The 16,690-nt window shown below is 71.5% G+C and carries 17 protein-coding genes; 8 read left to right on the top strand and 9 right to left on the bottom strand.

Going from position 1 to position 16,690, the window contains the following annotated elements; translation table 11 throughout:
* On the bottom strand, nt 1–243 hold the full coding sequence (locus tag A4W93_RS10095) for a hypothetical protein (protein WP_085750484.1): 243 nt from the start codon (nt 241–243) through the stop codon (nt 1–3).
* Between the two features lie 182 nt (nt 244–425).
* On the opposite strand from A4W93_RS10095, the gene A4W93_RS10090 reads away from it, so the two are divergent.
* Both A4W93_RS10090 and A4W93_RS10085 read left to right on the top strand, forming a co-directional pair.
* Nucleotides 426–1,754, top strand: a complete 1,329-nt coding sequence (locus A4W93_RS10090) for a YjgN family protein (protein ID WP_157782141.1) — start codon at nt 426–428, stop codon at nt 1,752–1,754.
* Nucleotides 1,755–1,766: 12 nt separating this feature from the next.
* The gene (locus A4W93_RS10085; protein ID WP_085750482.1) at nt 1,767–2,801 is read left to right on the top strand and encodes a M48 family metallopeptidase; all 1,035 of its coding nucleotides are present in this window, start codon (nt 1,767–1,769) and stop codon (nt 2,799–2,801) included.
* 6 nt (nt 2,802–2,807) lie between these two features.
* Here the strand turns inward: A4W93_RS10085 and A4W93_RS10080 are convergent, their stop codons facing one another.
* From A4W93_RS10080 to A4W93_RS10055, 6 genes are all read right to left on the bottom strand, one after another.
* Nucleotides 2,808–3,836 carry an alpha/beta fold hydrolase gene (locus tag A4W93_RS10080; RefSeq protein ID WP_085750481.1) on the bottom strand — a complete coding sequence of 343 codons (1,029 nt, stop codon included), beginning with the start codon at nt 3,834–3,836 and terminating at the stop codon, nt 2,808–2,810.
* 152 nt (nt 3,837–3,988) lie between these two features.
* Nucleotides 3,989–4,732: a response regulator gene (locus A4W93_RS10075; RefSeq protein WP_085750480.1), complete on the bottom strand. Its 744-nt coding sequence runs from the start codon at nt 4,730–4,732 to the stop codon at nt 3,989–3,991.
* 27 nt (nt 4,733–4,759) lie between these two features.
* A complete protein-coding gene (locus A4W93_RS10070) occupies nt 4,760–5,866 on the bottom strand; it encodes a thioredoxin family protein (RefSeq protein ID WP_085750479.1) in 1,107 nt (368 codons plus the stop codon).
* Nucleotides 5,867–5,898: 32 nt separating this feature from the next.
* Nucleotides 5,899–7,200 carry an ATP-binding protein gene (locus A4W93_RS10065; protein ID WP_085750478.1) on the bottom strand — a complete coding sequence of 434 codons (1,302 nt, stop codon included), beginning with the start codon at nt 7,198–7,200 and terminating at the stop codon, nt 5,899–5,901.
* 19 nt (nt 7,201–7,219) lie between these two features.
* Nucleotides 7,220–7,636, bottom strand: a complete 417-nt coding sequence (locus tag A4W93_RS10060; RefSeq protein WP_085750477.1) for an organic hydroperoxide resistance protein — start codon at nt 7,634–7,636, stop codon at nt 7,220–7,222.
* Between the two features lie 108 nt (nt 7,637–7,744).
* Complete coding sequence (locus A4W93_RS10055; RefSeq protein ID WP_085750476.1) at nt 7,745–8,989, bottom strand: cystathionine gamma-synthase family protein; 1,245 nt, start codon at nt 8,987–8,989, stop codon at nt 7,745–7,747.
* Between the two features lie 59 nt (nt 8,990–9,048).
* Here A4W93_RS10055 and A4W93_RS10050 point away from each other — a divergent pair, with 59 nt between their 5' ends.
* Nucleotides 9,049–10,977 carry an ABC-F family ATP-binding cassette domain-containing protein gene (locus A4W93_RS10050; RefSeq protein ID WP_085750475.1) on the top strand — a complete coding sequence of 643 codons (1,929 nt, stop codon included), beginning with the start codon at nt 9,049–9,051 and terminating at the stop codon, nt 10,975–10,977.
* On the opposite strand, the gene A4W93_RS10045 is transcribed toward A4W93_RS10050, so the two are convergent.
* A complete protein-coding gene (locus A4W93_RS10045) occupies nt 10,978–12,900 on the bottom strand; it encodes a methyl-accepting chemotaxis protein (protein ID WP_169726528.1) in 1,923 nt (640 codons plus the stop codon). It abuts the gene before it with no gap.
* Between the two features lie 160 nt (nt 12,901–13,060).
* Here A4W93_RS10045 and A4W93_RS10040 point away from each other — a divergent pair, with 160 nt between their 5' ends.
* Both A4W93_RS10040 and A4W93_RS10035 read left to right on the top strand, forming a co-directional pair.
* A complete protein-coding gene (locus A4W93_RS10040; RefSeq protein WP_085750473.1) occupies nt 13,061–13,555 on the top strand; it encodes a MarR family winged helix-turn-helix transcriptional regulator in 495 nt (164 codons plus the stop codon).
* A 46-nt stretch (nt 13,556–13,601) separates the two neighbouring features.
* Nucleotides 13,602–14,027 carry an organic hydroperoxide resistance protein gene (locus A4W93_RS10035; protein WP_085750472.1) on the top strand — a complete coding sequence of 142 codons (426 nt, stop codon included), beginning with the start codon at nt 13,602–13,604 and terminating at the stop codon, nt 14,025–14,027.
* Here the strand turns inward: A4W93_RS10035 and A4W93_RS10030 are convergent.
* Complete coding sequence (locus A4W93_RS10030; RefSeq protein ID WP_085750471.1) at nt 14,024–14,959, bottom strand: asparaginase; 936 nt, start codon at nt 14,957–14,959, stop codon at nt 14,024–14,026. The two genes, A4W93_RS10035 and A4W93_RS10030, sit on opposite strands and share 4 nt — an antisense overlap.
* A 66-nt stretch (nt 14,960–15,025) precedes the next feature.
* Here A4W93_RS10030 and lexA point away from each other — a divergent pair, with 66 nt between their 5' ends.
* The 3 genes from lexA to A4W93_RS30360 all read left to right on the top strand — a co-directional run bounded on the left by lexA (nt 15,026) and on the right by A4W93_RS30360 (nt 16,683).
* Complete coding sequence (gene lexA / locus A4W93_RS10025; protein ID WP_085750470.1) at nt 15,026–15,700, top strand: transcriptional repressor LexA; 675 nt, start codon at nt 15,026–15,028, stop codon at nt 15,698–15,700.
* Nucleotides 15,701–15,704: 4 nt separating this feature from the next.
* On the top strand, nt 15,705–16,025 hold the full coding sequence (locus A4W93_RS10020; protein ID WP_085750469.1) for a helix-hairpin-helix domain-containing protein: 321 nt from the start codon (nt 15,705–15,707) through the stop codon (nt 16,023–16,025).
* A gap of 82 nt (nt 16,026–16,107) precedes the next feature.
* Nucleotides 16,108–16,683, top strand: coding sequence for a hypothetical protein (locus A4W93_RS30360; RefSeq protein ID WP_237357743.1), 576 nt, complete (start codon nt 16,108–16,110; stop codon nt 16,681–16,683).
* Nucleotides 16,684–16,690 lie beyond the last annotated feature (7 nt).

Below are 16,690 nucleotides of genomic sequence, written 5' to 3'. Positions count from 1 at the left end.
TCACTTCCCCTTCGCCGGCCCGGGCGCCGGCATGCCGCGGTACTTCCGCACCGACGCGGCGGTGGACGCGCCGTAGCGCGCGGTGCCCGCCTCGCCCGCGTCGCGCGTCGCCTGGTCGATGGCGGCGAGGGCCTCCTGCAGGGGCCCGACGAAGTCGGTGGTCTCGTCCGAGGACGGGACGGCCTCGCCCTCGAGCGCGCGTTGCACGTCCTGGCTGAACGATGTCGATTGCCGTGAGCCCATGGCGCGTCTCCCTCCGGTGGCGTGCCGCATGAGGCGGCCGGTCAGGCCAGTCTAGGCAGACCGCCCCGGCGCGCCCATCCTCAAGCTTGGCGATGGACCGGGGTATCCCCTCCCCCCTTCCGCGGGACATGCCGCGCGCGGCCCCGGTGATACATTTTCGCGGGACAAGGGGAGAGACAACAATGAACGAACTTCACGCGGCCAAGCCGCGCGCCGAGTCGTCGCCCGTGCGCTTCACCGCCTCGGGCAGCGAGTATTTCCGCATCTGGATCGCCAACCTGCTGCTGACGCTGCTGACCCTCGGGCTGTACCACCCGTGGGCGAGGGTGCGCAAGCTGCGCTACTTCTATGGCAACACCTGGGTCGGCGACCACGCCTTCGACTTCCACGGCGACCCGTGGCGCATGCTGCGCGGCATGCTGCTGGTCGGCCTGATGTTCGTCCTCTATGGCGTCGCCGGGAGGTTCTCGCCCACGGCCGGCCTCGTGACGTTGCTGATCGTGTCGGCCGTGTCGCCCGCACTGTTCCTCGCGTCGCTGCGCTTCCGCATGGCCAACACGAGCTGGCGCGGCCTGCGCTTCCATTTCCGCGGCAGCATGGCCGGCGCCTACCGGGCCCTGCTGCCCGCCATCGTGCCCGCGGTGCTGGTGCTCGGCTTCACGCTGTTGATCCCCGAGGTGGCCGGCGACACCAACGCACTGGCAGCCGCCCAGGTGGAGGAAACCCAGGCGCCGTCGCAGGCCGAGGAAGCCCGGGGCGACGAGGCGTCCGGCGATGCCACGGAGCCGGAAGACCGCGAGACCGCCGGCGGCCCCGTGGCCACCCGCAAGCCCGTGGCGGCCCCGCCCGAATGGGCCGTGGCCTCCATGGGCATCGCCGTGCTCGCCACCCTCGCGCTGATGCCGTGGGTCCTCTGGGGCATCAAGCGCTACCAGCACGGCCACTACGCCCTCGGCGAAGTGCAGACCCGCCTGAAGAGCTCCCCCTTCCAGTTCTACCTGCTGTTCCTGAAGTCCGCCGGCGTGTCCATCCTGGCCACGGTGGTGCTCGCCGTCCTGGTCGTCGCGCTCGCCGCCATCCTGGGGGTCGCCACCCTCTTCAGCGGCGGCCGTGGCCTGGGCGCCGGGTCGGTGGTCACGATCATCACCTTCGTGGTGGTGGGCTCGGCCGGCTACCTCGCCCTGATCCTCGTCAGCAACACCTACCTCGCCTCGCGCCTGCAGAACCTCGTCTGGAACGACACGCGCAGCCCCGAGTTGCAGTTCCGCAGCGAACTGAAGCTGCTGCCCCTGATGGGCCTGACGCTGAAGAACTGGCTGCTGATCGTGCTCACGCTGGGCTTCTACTGGCCCTTCGCGGCCGTGGCCTCGGCGCGGCTGAAGCTGGAGTCGGTCACCGTGCACACGCGCGGTCCGCTCGACGACCTGACGGCGCGTGCACGCCGGACCGGTGCCGCCGACGCGTCGGGTGACGCCGCCGGCGAGCTGTTCGGGTTCGACGTGGGCCTCTGACCCGCACGGCGAATGACGGCGTCCCCCGACCGGCTGGCAGCCCGCTACTTCGACGGCACGTCCGCGCGCGGACGCGAGGCCGAGGTCTGGATCGACGGTGACCGGCTCCGCATCGATGCGGGCGACGACACCCCCGACGCCATCCCGATGCGCCACGTGCAGTGGCCCGAACGTCAGCGCCACGGCGCGCGCCAGGCTCACCTGCGCGACGGCGGCGCGCTGCACTTCGGCAACCCGCTCGCGTTCGACCACTGGGCCCGGCGCAACGGCCTGGGCGAGTCGTGGGTGGTCAAGGCACAGCAGAGCTGGCGCTGGACCGCCTGGGCCACGCTCACACTGCTCGTGCTGTGCGGCGTGGTGTACGCCTGGGGCCTGCCGCTGGGCACCCGCGCCGTGCTGGCCTTCGTGCCGCACACCTTCGACAAGGAGCTCGGTGACCTGGTGATGCGGTCGGTTCAGTCCGAGGGCTGGCTGCAGCCCACCGAGCTGCCCGCCGACCAGCAGCAGCGCCTGCGCGCCGCGTGGGCGAAGGCGGCCCGGAAGGCGGGCCCGTCGGTCGCGCCCATCGACCTGCACTTCAACAAGAGCAAGATGGGGCCCAACGCGTTCGCGCTGCCCGGGGGCCACGTGGTGCTGACCGACGAGATGGTGAAACTCGTCGACGGCCACGAGGACATGGTGGTGGGCGTGCTCGCGCACGAGGCCGCCCACGTGCAGCACCGCCACGGCATGCGCACGCTGGTGCAGGCCACGCTGCTCGGCACCGCCACCAGCATCGCCTTCGGCGACTTCAGCAGCCTGTTCGCCGCGGCGCCCGCGCTGCTGGGCCAGCTCGGCTACTCCCGCGACCACGAGCGCGAGGCCGACGGCGAGGCCATCGCGCTGCTGCAGGCCAACGGCATCCCGCCGTCGGTGATGGCCACGATGTTCGAGCGGCTGCGCGACCACCAGCGCGAGGCGGGTCTGCCCTCGCTGCCGATCGCGTTGGGCAGCCACCCGCCGGACGAGGAGCGCATCGCGCGGTTCCGCGACGCGCCCGCCCGCTGAGCGGACTCAGGCCTTGCGCATCCGACCGGCGTCGATCACGGCCTTCGCGAACGCCTCCGGCGCCTCCTGCGGCAGGTTGTGCCCGATGCCGCCGCCGAGGTTGCGGTGCTCGTACGGGCCCGCGAACTTCGCGGCATAGGCCGCGGGCGGCAGGTGGGGTGCCCCATTGGCGTCACCCTCCAGCGTGATCGCCGGCACGCGGACCGGCGGGGTCGTGCCCAGCTTGGCCTCCAGCGCGTCGTAGCGGGACTCGCCGTCGGCGAGGCTCAGGCGCCAGCGGTAGTTGTGCACCACGATCGCCACGTGGTCCGGGTTCTCGAACGCCGCGGCCGAGCGCTGGAAGGTGGCCTCGTCGAAGCGCCACTGCGGCGAGGCCTGCTGCCAGATCAGCCGCGAGAAGTCGACGCGGTACTTGTCGTAGCCGAGGCGGCCGCGTTCGGTGCTCAGGTAGAACTGGTACCACCACGACAGCTCGCCCTGCGGCGTCAGCGGCTGGCGGCCGGCGTCGCGGTTGCCCAGCAGGTAGCCGCTGACGGACACGAGCGCCTCCACCCGCTCCGGCCACAGCACGGCCACGGCGCAGGCCGTGCGCGCGCCCCAGTCGCAGCCGGCCACGATGGCGCGCCGGATGCCGAGCGCGTCCATCAGCGAGACGATGTCCTGCGCCACCGCGGCCGGCTGGCCCGTGCGCACCGTGTCGTTCGAGAGGAAGCGCGTGCTGCCGTAGCCGCGCAGGAACGGCACGATCACGCGGTAGCCCGCGCGGGCCAGGATCGGGGCCACGTCGACGTACGTGTGGATGTCGTACGGCCAGCCGTGCAGCAGGACCACCGGCGGGCCGTCGGCCGGGCCGGCCTCGGCATAGCCGACGTTCAGCACACCCGCGTCGATCTGCTTGATGGTGCCGAAGCCCGAGGCGGCGGCCGCGTGGGAGACGGAGGGCGCCAGCAGGTTCAGCGCGGAGACGGGGGCGGCGGCGAACGTGGCGGCGGCGGCGAGGAAACCGCGGCGGCGGGGTTGGAGGTCCTGGGTCATGACGGTGCCTTTTTCGGGGGGTTGGGAGGCCGCCGGTTGCGTCCTCCGATGCCATCCAGTAGACCGCCGCGACGTATCCCCGGTGTGTTCGGAAAGGCCCGTTTTGAATGCCCGTGTGCCCGGAACGCGTCCGGATACACGAGCGTACAAACTCAGTCGCCGCCCGGCGCCACGAGCGTCGAGAACACGTACCCCTCGCTGCGCACCGTCTTGATGAACTTCGGCTCCCGCGCGTCGTCGCGCAGGCGCTGGCGCAGCCGGCTCACCAGCAGGTCGATGGACCGCTCGAACAGCTCGGCCTCTCGGCCCTGCGTGAGGCTCAGCAACTGGTCACGGTTGAGCACCTTCTGCGGGTGGTCGAGGAACACGCGCAGCAGCCGGTATTCCGCGCCGCTCAGCGGCACCACGACGCCCTCGGTGTCCACGAGGTGCCGGGCGACGGTGTCGAGCTGCCACTCGCCGAAGACCAGGCGCGAGGCTTCCTCGGCGACGCGCATGTTGGGCGGCAGCATGCGGGTGCGGCGCAGCACCGAGCGGATGCGGGCCAGCAGCTCGCGCGGGGCGAAGGGCTTGGAGAGGTAGTCGTCGGCGCCCATCTCGAGGCCGAGGATGCGGTCCGGTTCCTCGCTGCGCGCCGTCAGCATCACGATGGGGATGGCCTTGTGCTTGCCCGCGCGCAGGTCGCGGCACAGCGACAGGCCGTCCTCGCCCGGCATCATCAGGTCGAGGATGATCAGGTCGAACGGCCCGGATTCCTCCAGCGCCACGCGCATGTGGCGCCCCGTGGGCGCCGTGGCCACGCGCATGCCGTTCTTCACCAGGTACGTGCTCAGCAGCTCGCGGATCTCGCGGTCGTCGTCGACGATCAGGATGTGGTCGCCCATCTCGGAAAACATCGTGTACTCCTCGTTCGGAGACGGAGGTTAGCCGAAGGTGAACGCGTACGCTCGCACACCCGGGTCCAGGAACTCGATCTCGAACAGCCGGTCGGTGCCGGACGAGCGCTGGCGCACGAGCTGGTACAGGCGCTGCGCGTCCACCTGGCCGAAGCCCTCGGCATCGGTGTCGCTGCCGTGGTCGTCCTTCGGTGCCATGCCGTCCACGCGCACGCGGAAGCGCACCGGGCGGCCGTCCACCGTGGGGCCGAGCACGAGGTGCAGGTCGCGCGCGCGGAAGCGGTAGGCGATGCGGCCGCCCTTCTGGTCGGACTGGGCGTACTCGCCGGCCACGTTCCACGTCCCGCCGAGGGTCCACTGGTTCGTGCGCAGCGACGTCGCGGGCACATAGGTCTCGGCCCGGCCGGCCCGCAGCCGGCCTTCCGCCGCGGTGAAGCCCTGGGCGCGGTCGGATCCCACGTAGGTCTCGCCGGACTCGGCCGGCACCGGCGCCGGCGCGGCCTGGGTGCCGGCGCCCTGCGGCGACACGAGGTCGTCGGGCACGCCGGTGCGACCCGCCTCGCGCAGCAGCTGCTGGATCATGCGTTCGGCCTTGTCGTAGCGGCCTTCGCCGAGCTGCTGGCCGCGGATCTGCCCCTTCGCATCGACGAAGTACAGCGTGGGCCAGGCGCGGGTGCCGAAGGCCTGCCACAGCGCGAAGTTGCTGTCGACCGCCACCGGGTAGTCGATCTTCAGGTCGCGCGTGGCCCGCAGCACGTTGCCCGGGTTGCGCTCGAAGTCGAACTCGGGCGTGTGCACGCCGAGCACGACGAGGCCGTGCTCGCGGTACTTCTGCGCCCAGGCGCGCACGTGCGGCAGCGTGCGCAGGCAGTTGATGCACGAGTAGGTCCAGAAGTCCACGAGCACGACCTTGCCGCGCAGGCTGTCGGTGGTCAGCGCGGGCGAATTGATCCACGCCGTGGCGCCGTCGAGCGGCGGCATCGTGGCCGTGGGGGCCACGGAACCGCCGAAGCCGAAGTCACCGGCGGAGGCGAGGCGCATCGCGGCGCCGATGGCGAACGCCGCGGCCATCGCCACGGCGACGGCACGGAGCAGGAAGGCGCGCGCACGCGCCGCGGTGGTCTGGGACACCATGGTCGGGTTCCTCTCGAAAAGAAGTTGGGAGGTCAGGCGGTGGGCAGCTCGACCCGGACCTCGAGGCCGCCTTGAGGGCGGTTGTGCAGCGACAGGCGTGCGCCGATGGCCGTCGCCAGCTGGTGGGCGATCGACAGCCCGAGCCCGGTGCCCCCCGTGTCGCGGTTGCGCGAGCCCTCGACGCGATGGAAGGGCTTGAGCACCGCGTCGAGCTGGTCGGGCGGGATGCCCGGGCCGTGGTCGATCACCGAGATCACGACGTGGTCCGACGCCACCTCGACCTTCACCTGCGCGTCGCCGGCGTACTTCAGCGCGTTGTCGACGAGGTTGCCCACCACCCGCCGCAACGCCTGGGGCCGCGTCGTCACGGGGGCGCCGGCCCGGCCTTCCAGGGTCACCGGGTGGCCGGTGTCCTGGTAGTCGCCGACCATCGAGTCGAGCAGCGCGTCCAGGTCGAGCCGGCGGGCCGGCTCGGTCTCGCCGTGAAGCGTGCGCGCGTACGTCACGCCTTCCTTCACGAGCGCCTGCATCGCGTCGAGGTCCTGTTGCAGCTTGTCGCGCGCGGCCTCGTCGTCCATCAGCTCGGTGCGCAGGCGCATGCGGGTGATGGGGGTCTGCAGGTCGTGCGAGATGGCGGCGAGGATTTCGACGCGTTCGTCCATGTAGCCGGCGATGCGCTGCTGCATCGCGTTGAACGCCTTCGCGGCGCGCGCGACCTCGGTGGGGCCCTGCTCCGCCAGCACCTGGCGCTTGAGGTCCGGCCCGAGCCGGTCGGCCGCCGACGCGAGGTCGGCGAGCGGCCGGGTCACGAGCCGCACCGCGGCCCAGCCGCAGGCCGCGAGCACGACGAGTTGCAGCGCGAGCGCCCACAGCACCCAGTCCGAGACGGGCATGGGCACGCGGCGGGCCTGCACGACGAGGTCGCTCCCGTCGTCCAGGCGCACGAGCATCCGCACCGTCTCGTGGGCCGAGGGCACCTGCGCCACGCGCGTGACCGGGTACGGCCGCAGCGCGTTCTCGATGGCCTCGGTGAAGCCGCGCAGCACCGGCGAGGCCGGCGGCTCGCCGTCGACCCAGCCTTCCAGCACGAAGCGGTAGTTGGGCCGCGCGAGGCGGTCGAGCCAGCCGGCCCGTTCCGGCGCCGGCAGGCGGTTCAGGATGGCCACGGAACTCGCGATGTCCAGCTCGACGCCCGTCATCATCAGCTCGCGCAGCGCCTGTCCCCGCTCGTGGCGGATCGAGGCGAACGCGAGCAATTGCGCCACCGCCAGGCCCACCACGATGACGAGGGTGACTCGGGCGAACAGCGTGCGGGGCATCAGGCGGGACAGCATCGGGGCTCCGGGGGCGAGGTCAGGCGAGCGTGATCGACACGTCGATGTTGCCGCGCGAGGCCTTCGAGTACGGGCAGGTCTCGTGGGCGGTGTCGACGATGGCGTGCGCCACGGCGCGGTCGAGGCCGGGCAGGCTCACCCGCAGGCGGGCCTGCAGGAAGTAGCCGCCCGCGCCGGTGCCCAGGTCGACCTCGGCGTCCACCGCCGTGTCGGCCGGCAGCGCCACGTGGCGGGCCTTGGCGGCCAGGCCCATCGCGCCGATGAAACACGCCGACCAGCCGGCCGCGAAGAGCTGCTCGGGGTTCGTGCCCGAACCGGGCGCGCCCGGGGGCGTGAGGGCCAGGTTCAGGCGGCCGTCGTCGCTGCGGGATTCGCCGCTGCGGCCGCCGGTGGTGTGGGTCTTGCCGGTGTAGAGGACTTGCTGGATGCGGGGCATGAAAGGCTCCTGTGGGTGGGTGACGGGGCGGATGATCGTCCCGTCACCCCCGCCGCGGGGGCCTTCCGATGGCACTGTGTACCTGCCCGGGCAAGTCGACACAGTACGTTACTTTGCCGGGGCCGTGGCGACCAGCGCCGCGGCGAAATCGGCCTGCAGGTCGGCGTAGTCCTCGATGCCCACCGACAGGCGGATCAGCGATTCGGCGATGCCCATCGACTGGCGCCGCGCCTGGCCCATCTCGAAGAAGATGGTGTGGGCGACGGGGATGGCCAGCGTGCGGTTGTCGCCCAGGTGGCTCGACTTGATGATGACCTTCAGGGCGTCGAGGAACGCGAACAGGTCACGGCCCTCGTCCACCTCGAAGCTCAGCAGCGCGCCGAAGTGGCGGAACAGCCCCTTCGCCCGCTGGTGCTGCGGGTGCCCCGGCAGGCCCGGGTAGTGCACCGCCTTCACGCCCGGCTGCGCCTGCAGCCAGGTGGCCAGGCGCAGCGCGTTGTCGCAGGCGCGGTCCAGGCGCAGTGCCAGGGTCTCGGCGCCCGTGGCGATGCGGTGGGCGTTTTCACCGGAGAGCGTGCCGCCCGTGTCGCGCAGGCCCTTCTTGCGCACCTGCAGCAGCCCCCAGCCGGCCGGCGGGCCCTTCTTGTACGAGTCGTGGATGTTGGGGTACTTCGTCCAGTCGTACGTGCCCGTGTCCGTCACGGCGCCACCCAGCGCATTGCCGTGCCCGCTGATCGACTTCGTCAGCGAGTTGACCGAGAGGCCGGCACCCACGGCGCCCGGGCGGAACAGGTACGGCGTGGTCATCGTGTTGTCGACCACGAACAGCAGGCCGCGCTCGGCACAGAGGCGGCCGATGCCCTCCAGGTCGGCCACCTGGGTGCGCGGGTTGGCGATGGTTTCGGTGAAGACGATGCGGGTTTCCGGGCGGATCGCCCGGGCGACCTCGGCCGCGTCGGTGGCGTCCACCATCGTCACCTCGCAGCCGATGGCCTCGAGCTGCTGCATCAGGCTGTTGGAGTTGCCGAACAGGAACTGGCTGGAGACGACGTGGTCGCCCCGGCGCAGCAGCGACCAGAACACCGCGGCGATGCCGGCCATGCCGCTGCTGAACGACACGGTGCCCGTGCCCTCCTCCATCATCGTGATCTTGCGCTCGACGGCGCCGAGCGTCGGGCTGCCCTGGCGGCCGTAGACGTGGCCGCTGCGTTCGCCCTGGAACACGGCGACGAGGTCGCGGGCGTTGTCGTAGCCGAAGGCCACGGCGGTGTGGATCGGCTCGTGGGTGGCACCATGCTCCACGCCCTTGAAATGGTCGGCGTGCAGCAGGCGGGTGGTGAGGCCGAGGGTCATCGAAAGTCTCCTGGAAAGCGTCGTCGGCGAGAATCGCGGTCTGTCGATTCGATTTCACCATGATTGTCCTCAAGAACATCACGCTGCGCCGCGGCACCAAGGTCGTGCTGCAGGATGCCAGCGTCACGCTGCAACCCGGCGAGAAGGTCGGCCTGATCGGCCGCAACGGCGCCGGCAAGTCGTCGCTGTTTTCGCTGCTGGCGCAGCGCCTGCAATCCGACGCGGGCGACGTGTCCATCCCGCCGCGCTGGCGCATGGCCGAGGTCGCCCAGTCGATGCCCGAGACCGACCAGCCCGCCACCGACTTCGTGCTGGAGGGCGACACCCGCCTGATGGAGGCCAACGCGGCCCTGGCGGCGGCCGAGGCGGCCGACGACGGCAACGCCATGGCCGAGGCCCACCAGGCCATCGCCGAGGCGGGTGGCTTCGAGGCGCGCCCGAAGGCGCAGGCGCTGCTGATGGGCCTCGGGTTCCGCATCGACCAGGTGGACGACCCGGTGAACAGCTTCTCGGGCGGCTGGCGCATGCGCCTGCAACTGGCCCGCGCGCTGATGTGCCCGGCCGACCTGATGCTGCTCGACGAACCCACGAACCACCTGGACCTGGACGCCCTCGTCTGGCTGGAAGCGTGGCTGCAGCGGTACGAAGGCACGATGATCGTCATCAGCCACGACCGCGAGTTCCTCGACGCCATCACCAAGGTCACGGTGCACCTCGACGAGGCGCGCCTGACCCGCTACACCGGCAACTACACGGCGTTCGAGGAGATGCGCGCCGAGCGGCTGGTGCAGGCCCAGGCCAACTACGCGAAGCAGCAGGAGCGCATGGCGCACCTGCAGAAGTTCATCGACCGCTTCAAGGCCAAGGCCAGCAAGGCCAAGCAGGCGCAGAGCCGCGTGAAGGCGCTGGCCCGCATGGAAAAGCTGGGGCCGGTGCTCACGAGCAGCGACTTCCAGTTCGAGTTCCGCGAGCCCGTGAGCCTGCCGAACCCGATGCTCGCGTTCTCGATGATGACCTGCGGCTACGACGGCGTGCCCATCGTGCACGACATCAACCGCTCGGTGCTGGCCGGCCAGCGCATCGGCATCCTCGGTGCGAACGGCCAGGGCAAGTCCACGCTCGTGAAGACCATCGCGAAGGACATCCCGCTGATCTCGGGCGAGGTCACCGAAGGCAAGGGCCTGTCGATCGGCTACTTCGCGCAGCAGGAGCTCGACGTGCTGCAGCTCGACGACGGCCCGCTGATGCACATGGTGCGCCTCGCGCGCGACGTGGGTCCGCCGGGGCGCGAGCAGGAACTGCGCGACTTCCTCGGCTCGTTCCGCTTCGTGGGCGACATGGTCACGCAATCCGTCGGTTCGCTCAGCGGCGGCGAGAAGGCGCGCCTGGTGCTCGCGATGCTGGTGTGGCAGCGCCCCAACCTGCTGCTGATGGACGAGCCGACCAACCACCTGGACCTCACCACCCGCGAGGCGCTGAGCATGGCGCTCAACGAGTTCGAGGGCACCGTGATGCTGGTGAGCCACGACCGCGCGCTGCTGCGCGAGGTGTGCGATGAGTTCTGGCTCGTGAGCGGCGGCGAGGTCAAGCCCTTCGACGGCGACCTCGACGACTACCAGAAGTGGTTGCTCGAGACCTCCCGCGAGATGGCCAAGGCCGCGCGCGAGGCCGGCTCGGCGAAGGTCAAGGCGCAGAAGGCCGCGGCCTCGGCCGGCAAGGACGACCGCAAGGCGAGCGCCCAGCAGCGCCAGAAGGCCGCCGACCAGGCCAAGCCGCTCAAGACCGAACTGGCCCAGGTGGAGCGCCGCATCGAGACGCTCTCGCAGGAGAAGGCCAACATCGAGGCGGCCGCGGCCGGGGCCGGCGTGAGCCCGGCGCAGCGCGTCGAACAGGGCAAGCGGCTCAAGCAGATCGACGTCGACACCGCCGCGGCCGAGTCGCGGTGGCTGGAGCTGACCGAGGCGCTGGACGCGCTCTCGCCCCCCTGATCACCCGAGGCGGAACGAACTCACCGCGGCCACCAGCCGGTCCGCCTGCTGCCGCAGGCTGTCGGCCGCCGCGGCCGATTCCTCCACCAGCGCGGCGTTCTGCTGCGTGACCTGGTCGAGTTCGGCGACAGCGTCGCTCACATGGCCGATGCCGGCGGTCTGCTCGACCGTGGCGTGGCCGATGCCGGCGATCAGGTCGCTCACGCGGCGCACCTGGGCCACGATGTCGGTCATCGTGTGGCCCGCGTCGCCCACGAGGCGTGTGCCCTCCTCCACCTTCTCGACGCTCGCGCCGATCAGTGCCTTGATCTCCCGGGCGGCCTCCGCGCTGCGTTGCGCGAGCGACCGCACCTCGCCGGCCACCACGGCGAAGCCGCGGCCCTGCTCACCCGCCCGGGCCGCTTCCACGGCCGCGTTCAGCGCGAGGATGTTCGTCTGGAAGGCGATGCCGTCGATGACCCCGATGATGTCGCCGATGCGGCGCGAACGGCTGGCGATGTCGTCCATCGTGGCCACCACCTGCGCCATCACCTCGCCGCCGCGCGACGCGACCGAACTCGCCGAGCCGGCGAGGTCGGCGGCCGCCTTCGCGTTGTCCGCGTTCGCGCGCACCGTCTCGGCGATCTGGTGCATCGACGCGGCGGTGCGCTGCAGGTTGGCCGCCTGCTCCTCGGTGCGCTGGCTCAGGTCCGCATTGCCGGCGGCGATCTGGTCGGAGCCCGTGGCGATCGAGTCGCTCGACGCCTTGATGCTGTGCACCACCCCGGCCAGCTGCTGCATCGACGTGCCGAGCGCGCCCGCGAGGCGGCCGATCTCGTCCTGCGTGCCCACGCGCACGGCGAACGACAGGTCGCCGCGGGCCAGGGCCTCCGTGGCGGCCAGCGCGTCCTTCACGGCGCCCGACGTGGTGCGGGTGATCGTGACGACGATCCACAGCACCCCGAGCGCGCCCAGCGCGAGGCCGGTGGCGAGCAGCGCCAGCGTCGTGCGCGCCCGGCGGGCCTCGCCGTCGAGCGAGGCCTGCAGGCGTTCGAAGGCCACGCCGCCCAGCGCGAACTGGGCGTCGATGTGGCCGGTCATGGCCTTGAAGTAGTCGCCCGAGGCCATCGGCGTGGCCCCCGACGACACCACCTCGCTCTCGGCGAGCTGCGCGGCCGCACCGGCGGCGCGCGTGGCGTCGGCGATGGCCGCGGCCAGTGCCTCGTCGTGCGGCCGGGCGTCGCCGGCCTTGTCGAAGGCGATCTGCACCCGACGGGTGCGCTTGCGCACCTGATCGAGCAGCGCGGTGAGCGGCTGGCGCTCGTCCGCATCCACCGACCCGCCCGCCAGCAGCGCCGCGCCCCGCGCACGCGCCTGGCCCATCAGTTCGGACAGCTCGGGCAGTTCCGCGAGCACGGCCACGTTGAGGAAGTGCACGCCCGGATCCGGGTTCAACGACAGCGTGGACACGTCGGCGAGGTCGCCCAGCAGCGTGAGCGCCTCGGCGACGAGCGCGGTGTGCCGCGCGAAACTCTGGGCGGGGCTCACCTTCCCGCCGTCCACGTCGCCCGCCAGCGTCTGCCAGCCGATCTGCAGCGCGTCGCGGCGCTCGCCGAGGCGCTGCGTGCCATACGGCTTCGTCGACTCGAGCACCTGCTTCAGCGCCTCGCCCACGGCCTTCTGTTTCTCGGCGCGGGCCGCCCCCTTGGCCGTGTCGCCACCCAGCACCGACGCGGTGAGGCCGCGGTGCTGCTGCGTCAGCTGCACGAGCCTGAGCACGTCGGCGGCCGGGCCCATGCCCGCCTGCTGCTGCTCGATCGCGCGGAGCCGCGCGACGTTCGTCGCGACAACCATCGCCGTCGGCGGCGCCACCATGGCCACGGCCAGCCCGCCCAGCACGGCGAACTTCTGCCACATCTTCAGCTTCCCCACCCACCGCTTCATCACGTCCACCCTTGCTCCACTCGAAGGAATTTTCATGGTGGGTTTCGACGCACGCGGCATGCCAGTGCAGCCCCGCGAGCGTGACGGATCACCGCATGCGCGAAAGGGTTTTAAAGATCGAACGATTACATCGCTCACGATTCAATTTACAGTCCACCCCATGGATGCCACACCGATCCCCACCCCGACGACCGACGCCGACCGCTGGCTCGAGCTGGACCGCCAGCTGTGCTTCGCGCTGTACTCGACGTCGCTCGCGATGACGAAGCGGTACAAGCCGCTGCTCGCGCCGCTCGGGGTGACGTACCCGCAGTACCTCGTGCTGCTCGTGCTGTGGCAGCACCGCGAACTGGGCGTGGCCGAACTCGGCGAGCGCCTGTTCCTCGACTTCGGCACGCTGAGCCCGCTGCTCAAGCGCATGGAGGCCTCGGGCTGGCTGGTGCGCACCCGCGACACCCGCGACGAACGCCGCGTGCGCGTGCGCCTCACCGAGTCCGGCGAGGCGCTGCGCCAGACGGCACGCACCGTGCCGCCGCAGCTGGCCGACGCGATGCAGTGCCACCTCGACGAGATCACGTCCCTCACCCAACGCCTCCAGCAGCTGCGTGCGCAGCTGCTGGGTGCTTCCGCCCCCGATGCGCCCGAAGCGCATTGATCCTTCCGTTCGTCACCGCAGTACCCCTTCCACACAGGAGCCCACCATGAGCCTCGAAAAAGTCCTCTACACCGCCACCGCCACCTCCACCGGCGGCCGCGAAGGCACGTCCAAGTCGTCCGACGGCGTGCTCGACGTCAAGCTGACCACCCCGAAGGAACTGGGCGGCAACGGCGCCGTCGGCACCAACCCGGAACAGCTGTTCGCCGCGGGCTACTCGGCCTGCTTCATCGGCGCGATGAAGGTCGTCGCCGGCAAGATGAAGGTCGCGCTGCCGGCCGACACGTCGATCACCGCGAACGTCGGCATCGGCCCGATCCCCACCGGCTTCAGCATCCAGGCCGAGCTGAAGATCACGATCCCCGGCGTCGAGCGTGCCGTCGCCGAGCAGATCGTGCAGGCCGCCCACCAGGTGTGCCCGTACTCGAACGCCACCCGCGGCAACATCGACGTGACGCTGACGGTCGTCTAAGTCCGTCCCATCAGGGCCAGCATCAGCTCGATGCGGGCCTTCGCGGGCGTGAGGTCGCCCGCGCCGGGGAAGTCACCCGGCCGCTCGGCGACCTCGCCCCGCGCGCAGCGCGTCGCGCGCCACACCGTGACGCCGGCCGCCTGCGCCTCGTGCAGCGAACGTTGCATCGCCTCGTGCAGCGTGCCGCTGCCGGTGCCCACCGCCACGATCCCCTTCGCCCCGATCGCGCGCAGCGCGTCCACCACGGCGCCGTCCGCGCCCGCGTGGCTCGTGACCAGGTCCACGCGCGGCCAGGTGCCCACGTCCGGAGGCAGGTGGGTCGCGCCCAGCGGCCGGTCCGACGGCACCTCGCGCAGCCAGGTCACCTTCCCGTCCGCGACCGCACCGAGCGGTCCCGCGTCGCCGCCATCGAACGCGTCGAGCTTCGACGTGTGGGCCTTGCGCACGTCGCGTGCCGCGAACACCGACCCCGCCATCGCCACGATCACGCCGCGCGCGCTGGCGTCGAGCGCCACCGCGACCGCGTCGCGCAGGTTGCCCGGGCCGTCGGGCGCCGCGGCGGTGGCCGGGCGCATCGCCGCGGTCAGCACGACCGGCTTGCCCGGTGCCAGCACCCGCTGCAGGAACCAGGCGGTCTCCTCCAGCGTGTCGGTGCCGTGGGTCACCACGACCCCCGCCACCTCCGGCCGCGCGAGGTGCGACCCCAGGCGCGCGACGAGCCGGTGCCACACGCCGTGGGTCATGTCCTTGCTGTCGACCTGCGCCACCTGCTCGCATTCCAGCCCCGGCGGCAGGCCCGGCACCGCCTGCAGCAGTTGGCCGACGGTCAGCTGCGCCGCCTGGTACAGGCGCTCGTCGCCCCCGGGCGCGGACGTCCCCGCGATCGTTCCGCCGGTGCCCAGCACCACCACCACCGCATTCGTGTTTTGCATTTTTCGTGAAGCTGGATAAAAATACAGCCACTGGATGAACGTTCAGCGCCACCAAGGAAAGCCCCGATGCAAGCCGCGCCCAAACTCACCGACCGCCAGCAGCAGATCCTCGACCTGGTGCAAAGCGCCATCGAGCGCACCGGCGCGCCGCCCACCCGGGCCGAGATCGCGAGCGAACTGGGCTTCCGCTCGGCCAACGCCGCCGAGGAACACCTGCAGGCGCTGGCGCGCAAGGGCGTCATCGAACTGGTCGGCGGCACCTCGCGCGGCATCCGCCTGAAGTCTGACACACTGCGCGCGCTCAACGAAACCCGCGGCAAGCAGTTCAGCCTGCCGCTGCCGAGCCTCTCGCAGCTGTCGCTGCCGCTCGTGGGCCGCGTGGCCGCCGGCAGCCCCATCCTGGCCCAGGAACACATCGACCAGACGTACCTGATGGAAGCCAGCATGTTCTCCCGCCGCCCCGACTACCTGCTGAAGGTGCGCGGCATGAGCATGCGCGACGCCGGCATCATGGACGGCGACCTGCTCGCCGTCGCCAAGACGAAGGAAGCGAAGAACGGCCAGATCGTCGTGGCCCGCCTGGGCGACGAAGTCACCGTCAAGCGCCTGCACCGCACGCGCACCACCATCGAACTGCTGCCCGAGAACCCCGACTTCGAACCCATCGTCGTGCCGTTCGGCGATGTCGACTTCGAACTCGAAGGCCTCGCCGTGGGCCTGATCCGCAACGGCTTCATGTGACCCCATGGCCACCGCTCGCCGCCCCGCCGCGATCAAGGCGCCGAAGGCTCGCCACGCCAGCGACTGCGAGCGCCTGGAGCAACTGCCCAACATCGGCCCGGCACTCGCCGCCGACCTCCGCCTGATCGGCATCCAGCACCCGCGCGAACTGCACGACCAGGACGCCTACACGCTGTACCGCCGCCTGTGCGAGGCCACCGGCCAGCGCCAGGACCCGTGCGTGCTCGACACTTTCATCGCCGCCACCGACTTCATGCGCGGTGCGGCGCCCGCGCCGTGGTGGGCGTACACGGCACAGCGGAAGGCGCGGTTCGGGGCGTTGTAGCCCCGGCCGGGACGGTCGTCACGGCAGCGTCACATCGGGGCGACAGACTCGCCGGCTGCTCCGCAGCAGTCACCCTTCCCCGATGTCCGCCGTTCCCTCCGCGCCCTGCGCGTCACGCCTCTCCCCCCTCGCCACGCTGGCTGCCGCCGTCCTCGCGGTGATGTTCGCGGCCCTCCTCGCACTCACGCTCGCCGCCTCGCCCGCCTTCGCGGGCCCCACGGCCACGTCGACCGAGGACCCGGTGGACCTGCGTTTCTCCGATTTCTTCCGCCAGCCCGTGGGTCCGCGCGGCCTCGAGATCGCCGACGGGCTGCGTGCCATCGACGGCCGCACGGTGCGCATCGTGGGCTACATGGTGTCGCGCGAGGACGCCCAGGCGGGCCGCTTCCAGCTGACGCCGCGCCCGGTGCGCATGAGCGAACACGCCGACGGCGATGCCGACGACCTGCCGCCCGCCACCGTCACCGTGCTGCTCGACCCCATGCAGCAGGACCGCATCGTCGCGCACCAGCCCGGCCTCGTCGCCCTCACCGGCCGCCTGCAGGTGGGCCGCGTCGAAGGCGCCGACGGTCGTGTGTCGTGGTTCCGCCTCCAGCTCGATCCCGCGGCCACGGCCACCACCGTGTCGCTCGCGCCCGCACCCGCTCACTCCCACTGACCCTCCG

This window comes from Piscinibacter gummiphilus, from assembly GCF_002116905.1.
GTDB classification, from domain to species: Bacteria; Pseudomonadota; Gammaproteobacteria; order Burkholderiales; family Burkholderiaceae_C; genus Rhizobacter; species Rhizobacter gummiphilus.
This window is presented reverse-complemented; position numbering and strand designations above follow the sequence as displayed.

What these genes read in the sequence shown, in the direction of transcription:
- A4W93_RS10075 (WP_085750480.1), bottom strand. Translation starts at nt 4,732, where the DNA reads ATGTTTTCCGAGATGGGCGACCACATCCTGATCGTCGACGACGACCGC.
- A4W93_RS10035 (WP_085750472.1), top strand. Translation starts at nt 13,602, where the DNA reads ATGAGCCTCGAAAAAGTCCTCTACACCGCCACCGCCACCTCCACCGGC.
- A4W93_RS10080 (WP_085750481.1), bottom strand. Translation starts at nt 3,836, where the DNA reads ATGACCCAGGACCTCCAACCCCGCCGCCGCGGTTTCCTCGCCGCCGCC.
- A4W93_RS10045 (WP_169726528.1), bottom strand. Translation starts at nt 12,900, where the DNA reads ATGAAGCGGTGGGTGGGGAAGCTGAAGATGTGGCAGAAGTTCGCCGTG.
- A4W93_RS10040 (WP_085750473.1), top strand. Translation starts at nt 13,061, where the DNA reads ATGGATGCCACACCGATCCCCACCCCGACGACCGACGCCGACCGCTGG.
- A4W93_RS10070 (WP_085750479.1), bottom strand. Translation starts at nt 5,866, where the DNA reads ATGGTGTCCCAGACCACCGCGGCGCGTGCGCGCGCCTTCCTGCTCCGT.
- A4W93_RS10090 (WP_157782141.1), top strand. Translation starts at nt 426, where the DNA reads ATGAACGAACTTCACGCGGCCAAGCCGCGCGCCGAGTCGTCGCCCGTG.
- A4W93_RS10020 (WP_085750469.1), top strand. Translation starts at nt 15,705, where the DNA reads ATGGCCACCGCTCGCCGCCCCGCCGCGATCAAGGCGCCGAAGGCTCGC.
- A4W93_RS10085 (WP_085750482.1), top strand. Translation starts at nt 1,767, where the DNA reads ATGACGGCGTCCCCCGACCGGCTGGCAGCCCGCTACTTCGACGGCACG.
- A4W93_RS10055 (WP_085750476.1), bottom strand. Translation starts at nt 8,989, where the DNA reads ATGACCCTCGGCCTCACCACCCGCCTGCTGCACGCCGACCATTTCAAG.
- A4W93_RS10065 (WP_085750478.1), bottom strand. Translation starts at nt 7,200, where the DNA reads ATGCTGTCCCGCCTGATGCCCCGCACGCTGTTCGCCCGAGTCACCCTC.
- lexA (WP_085750470.1), top strand. Translation starts at nt 15,026, where the DNA reads ATGCAAGCCGCGCCCAAACTCACCGACCGCCAGCAGCAGATCCTCGAC.
- A4W93_RS10060 (WP_085750477.1), bottom strand. Translation starts at nt 7,636, where the DNA reads ATGCCCCGCATCCAGCAAGTCCTCTACACCGGCAAGACCCACACCACC.
- A4W93_RS10050 (WP_085750475.1), top strand. Translation starts at nt 9,049, where the DNA reads ATGATTGTCCTCAAGAACATCACGCTGCGCCGCGGCACCAAGGTCGTG.
- A4W93_RS10095 (WP_085750484.1), bottom strand. Translation starts at nt 243, where the DNA reads ATGGGCTCACGGCAATCGACATCGTTCAGCCAGGACGTGCAACGCGCG.
- A4W93_RS30360 (WP_237357743.1), top strand. Translation starts at nt 16,108, where the DNA reads ATGTCCGCCGTTCCCTCCGCGCCCTGCGCGTCACGCCTCTCCCCCCTC.
- A4W93_RS10030 (WP_085750471.1), bottom strand. Translation starts at nt 14,959, where the DNA reads ATGCAAAACACGAATGCGGTGGTGGTGGTGCTGGGCACCGGCGGAACG.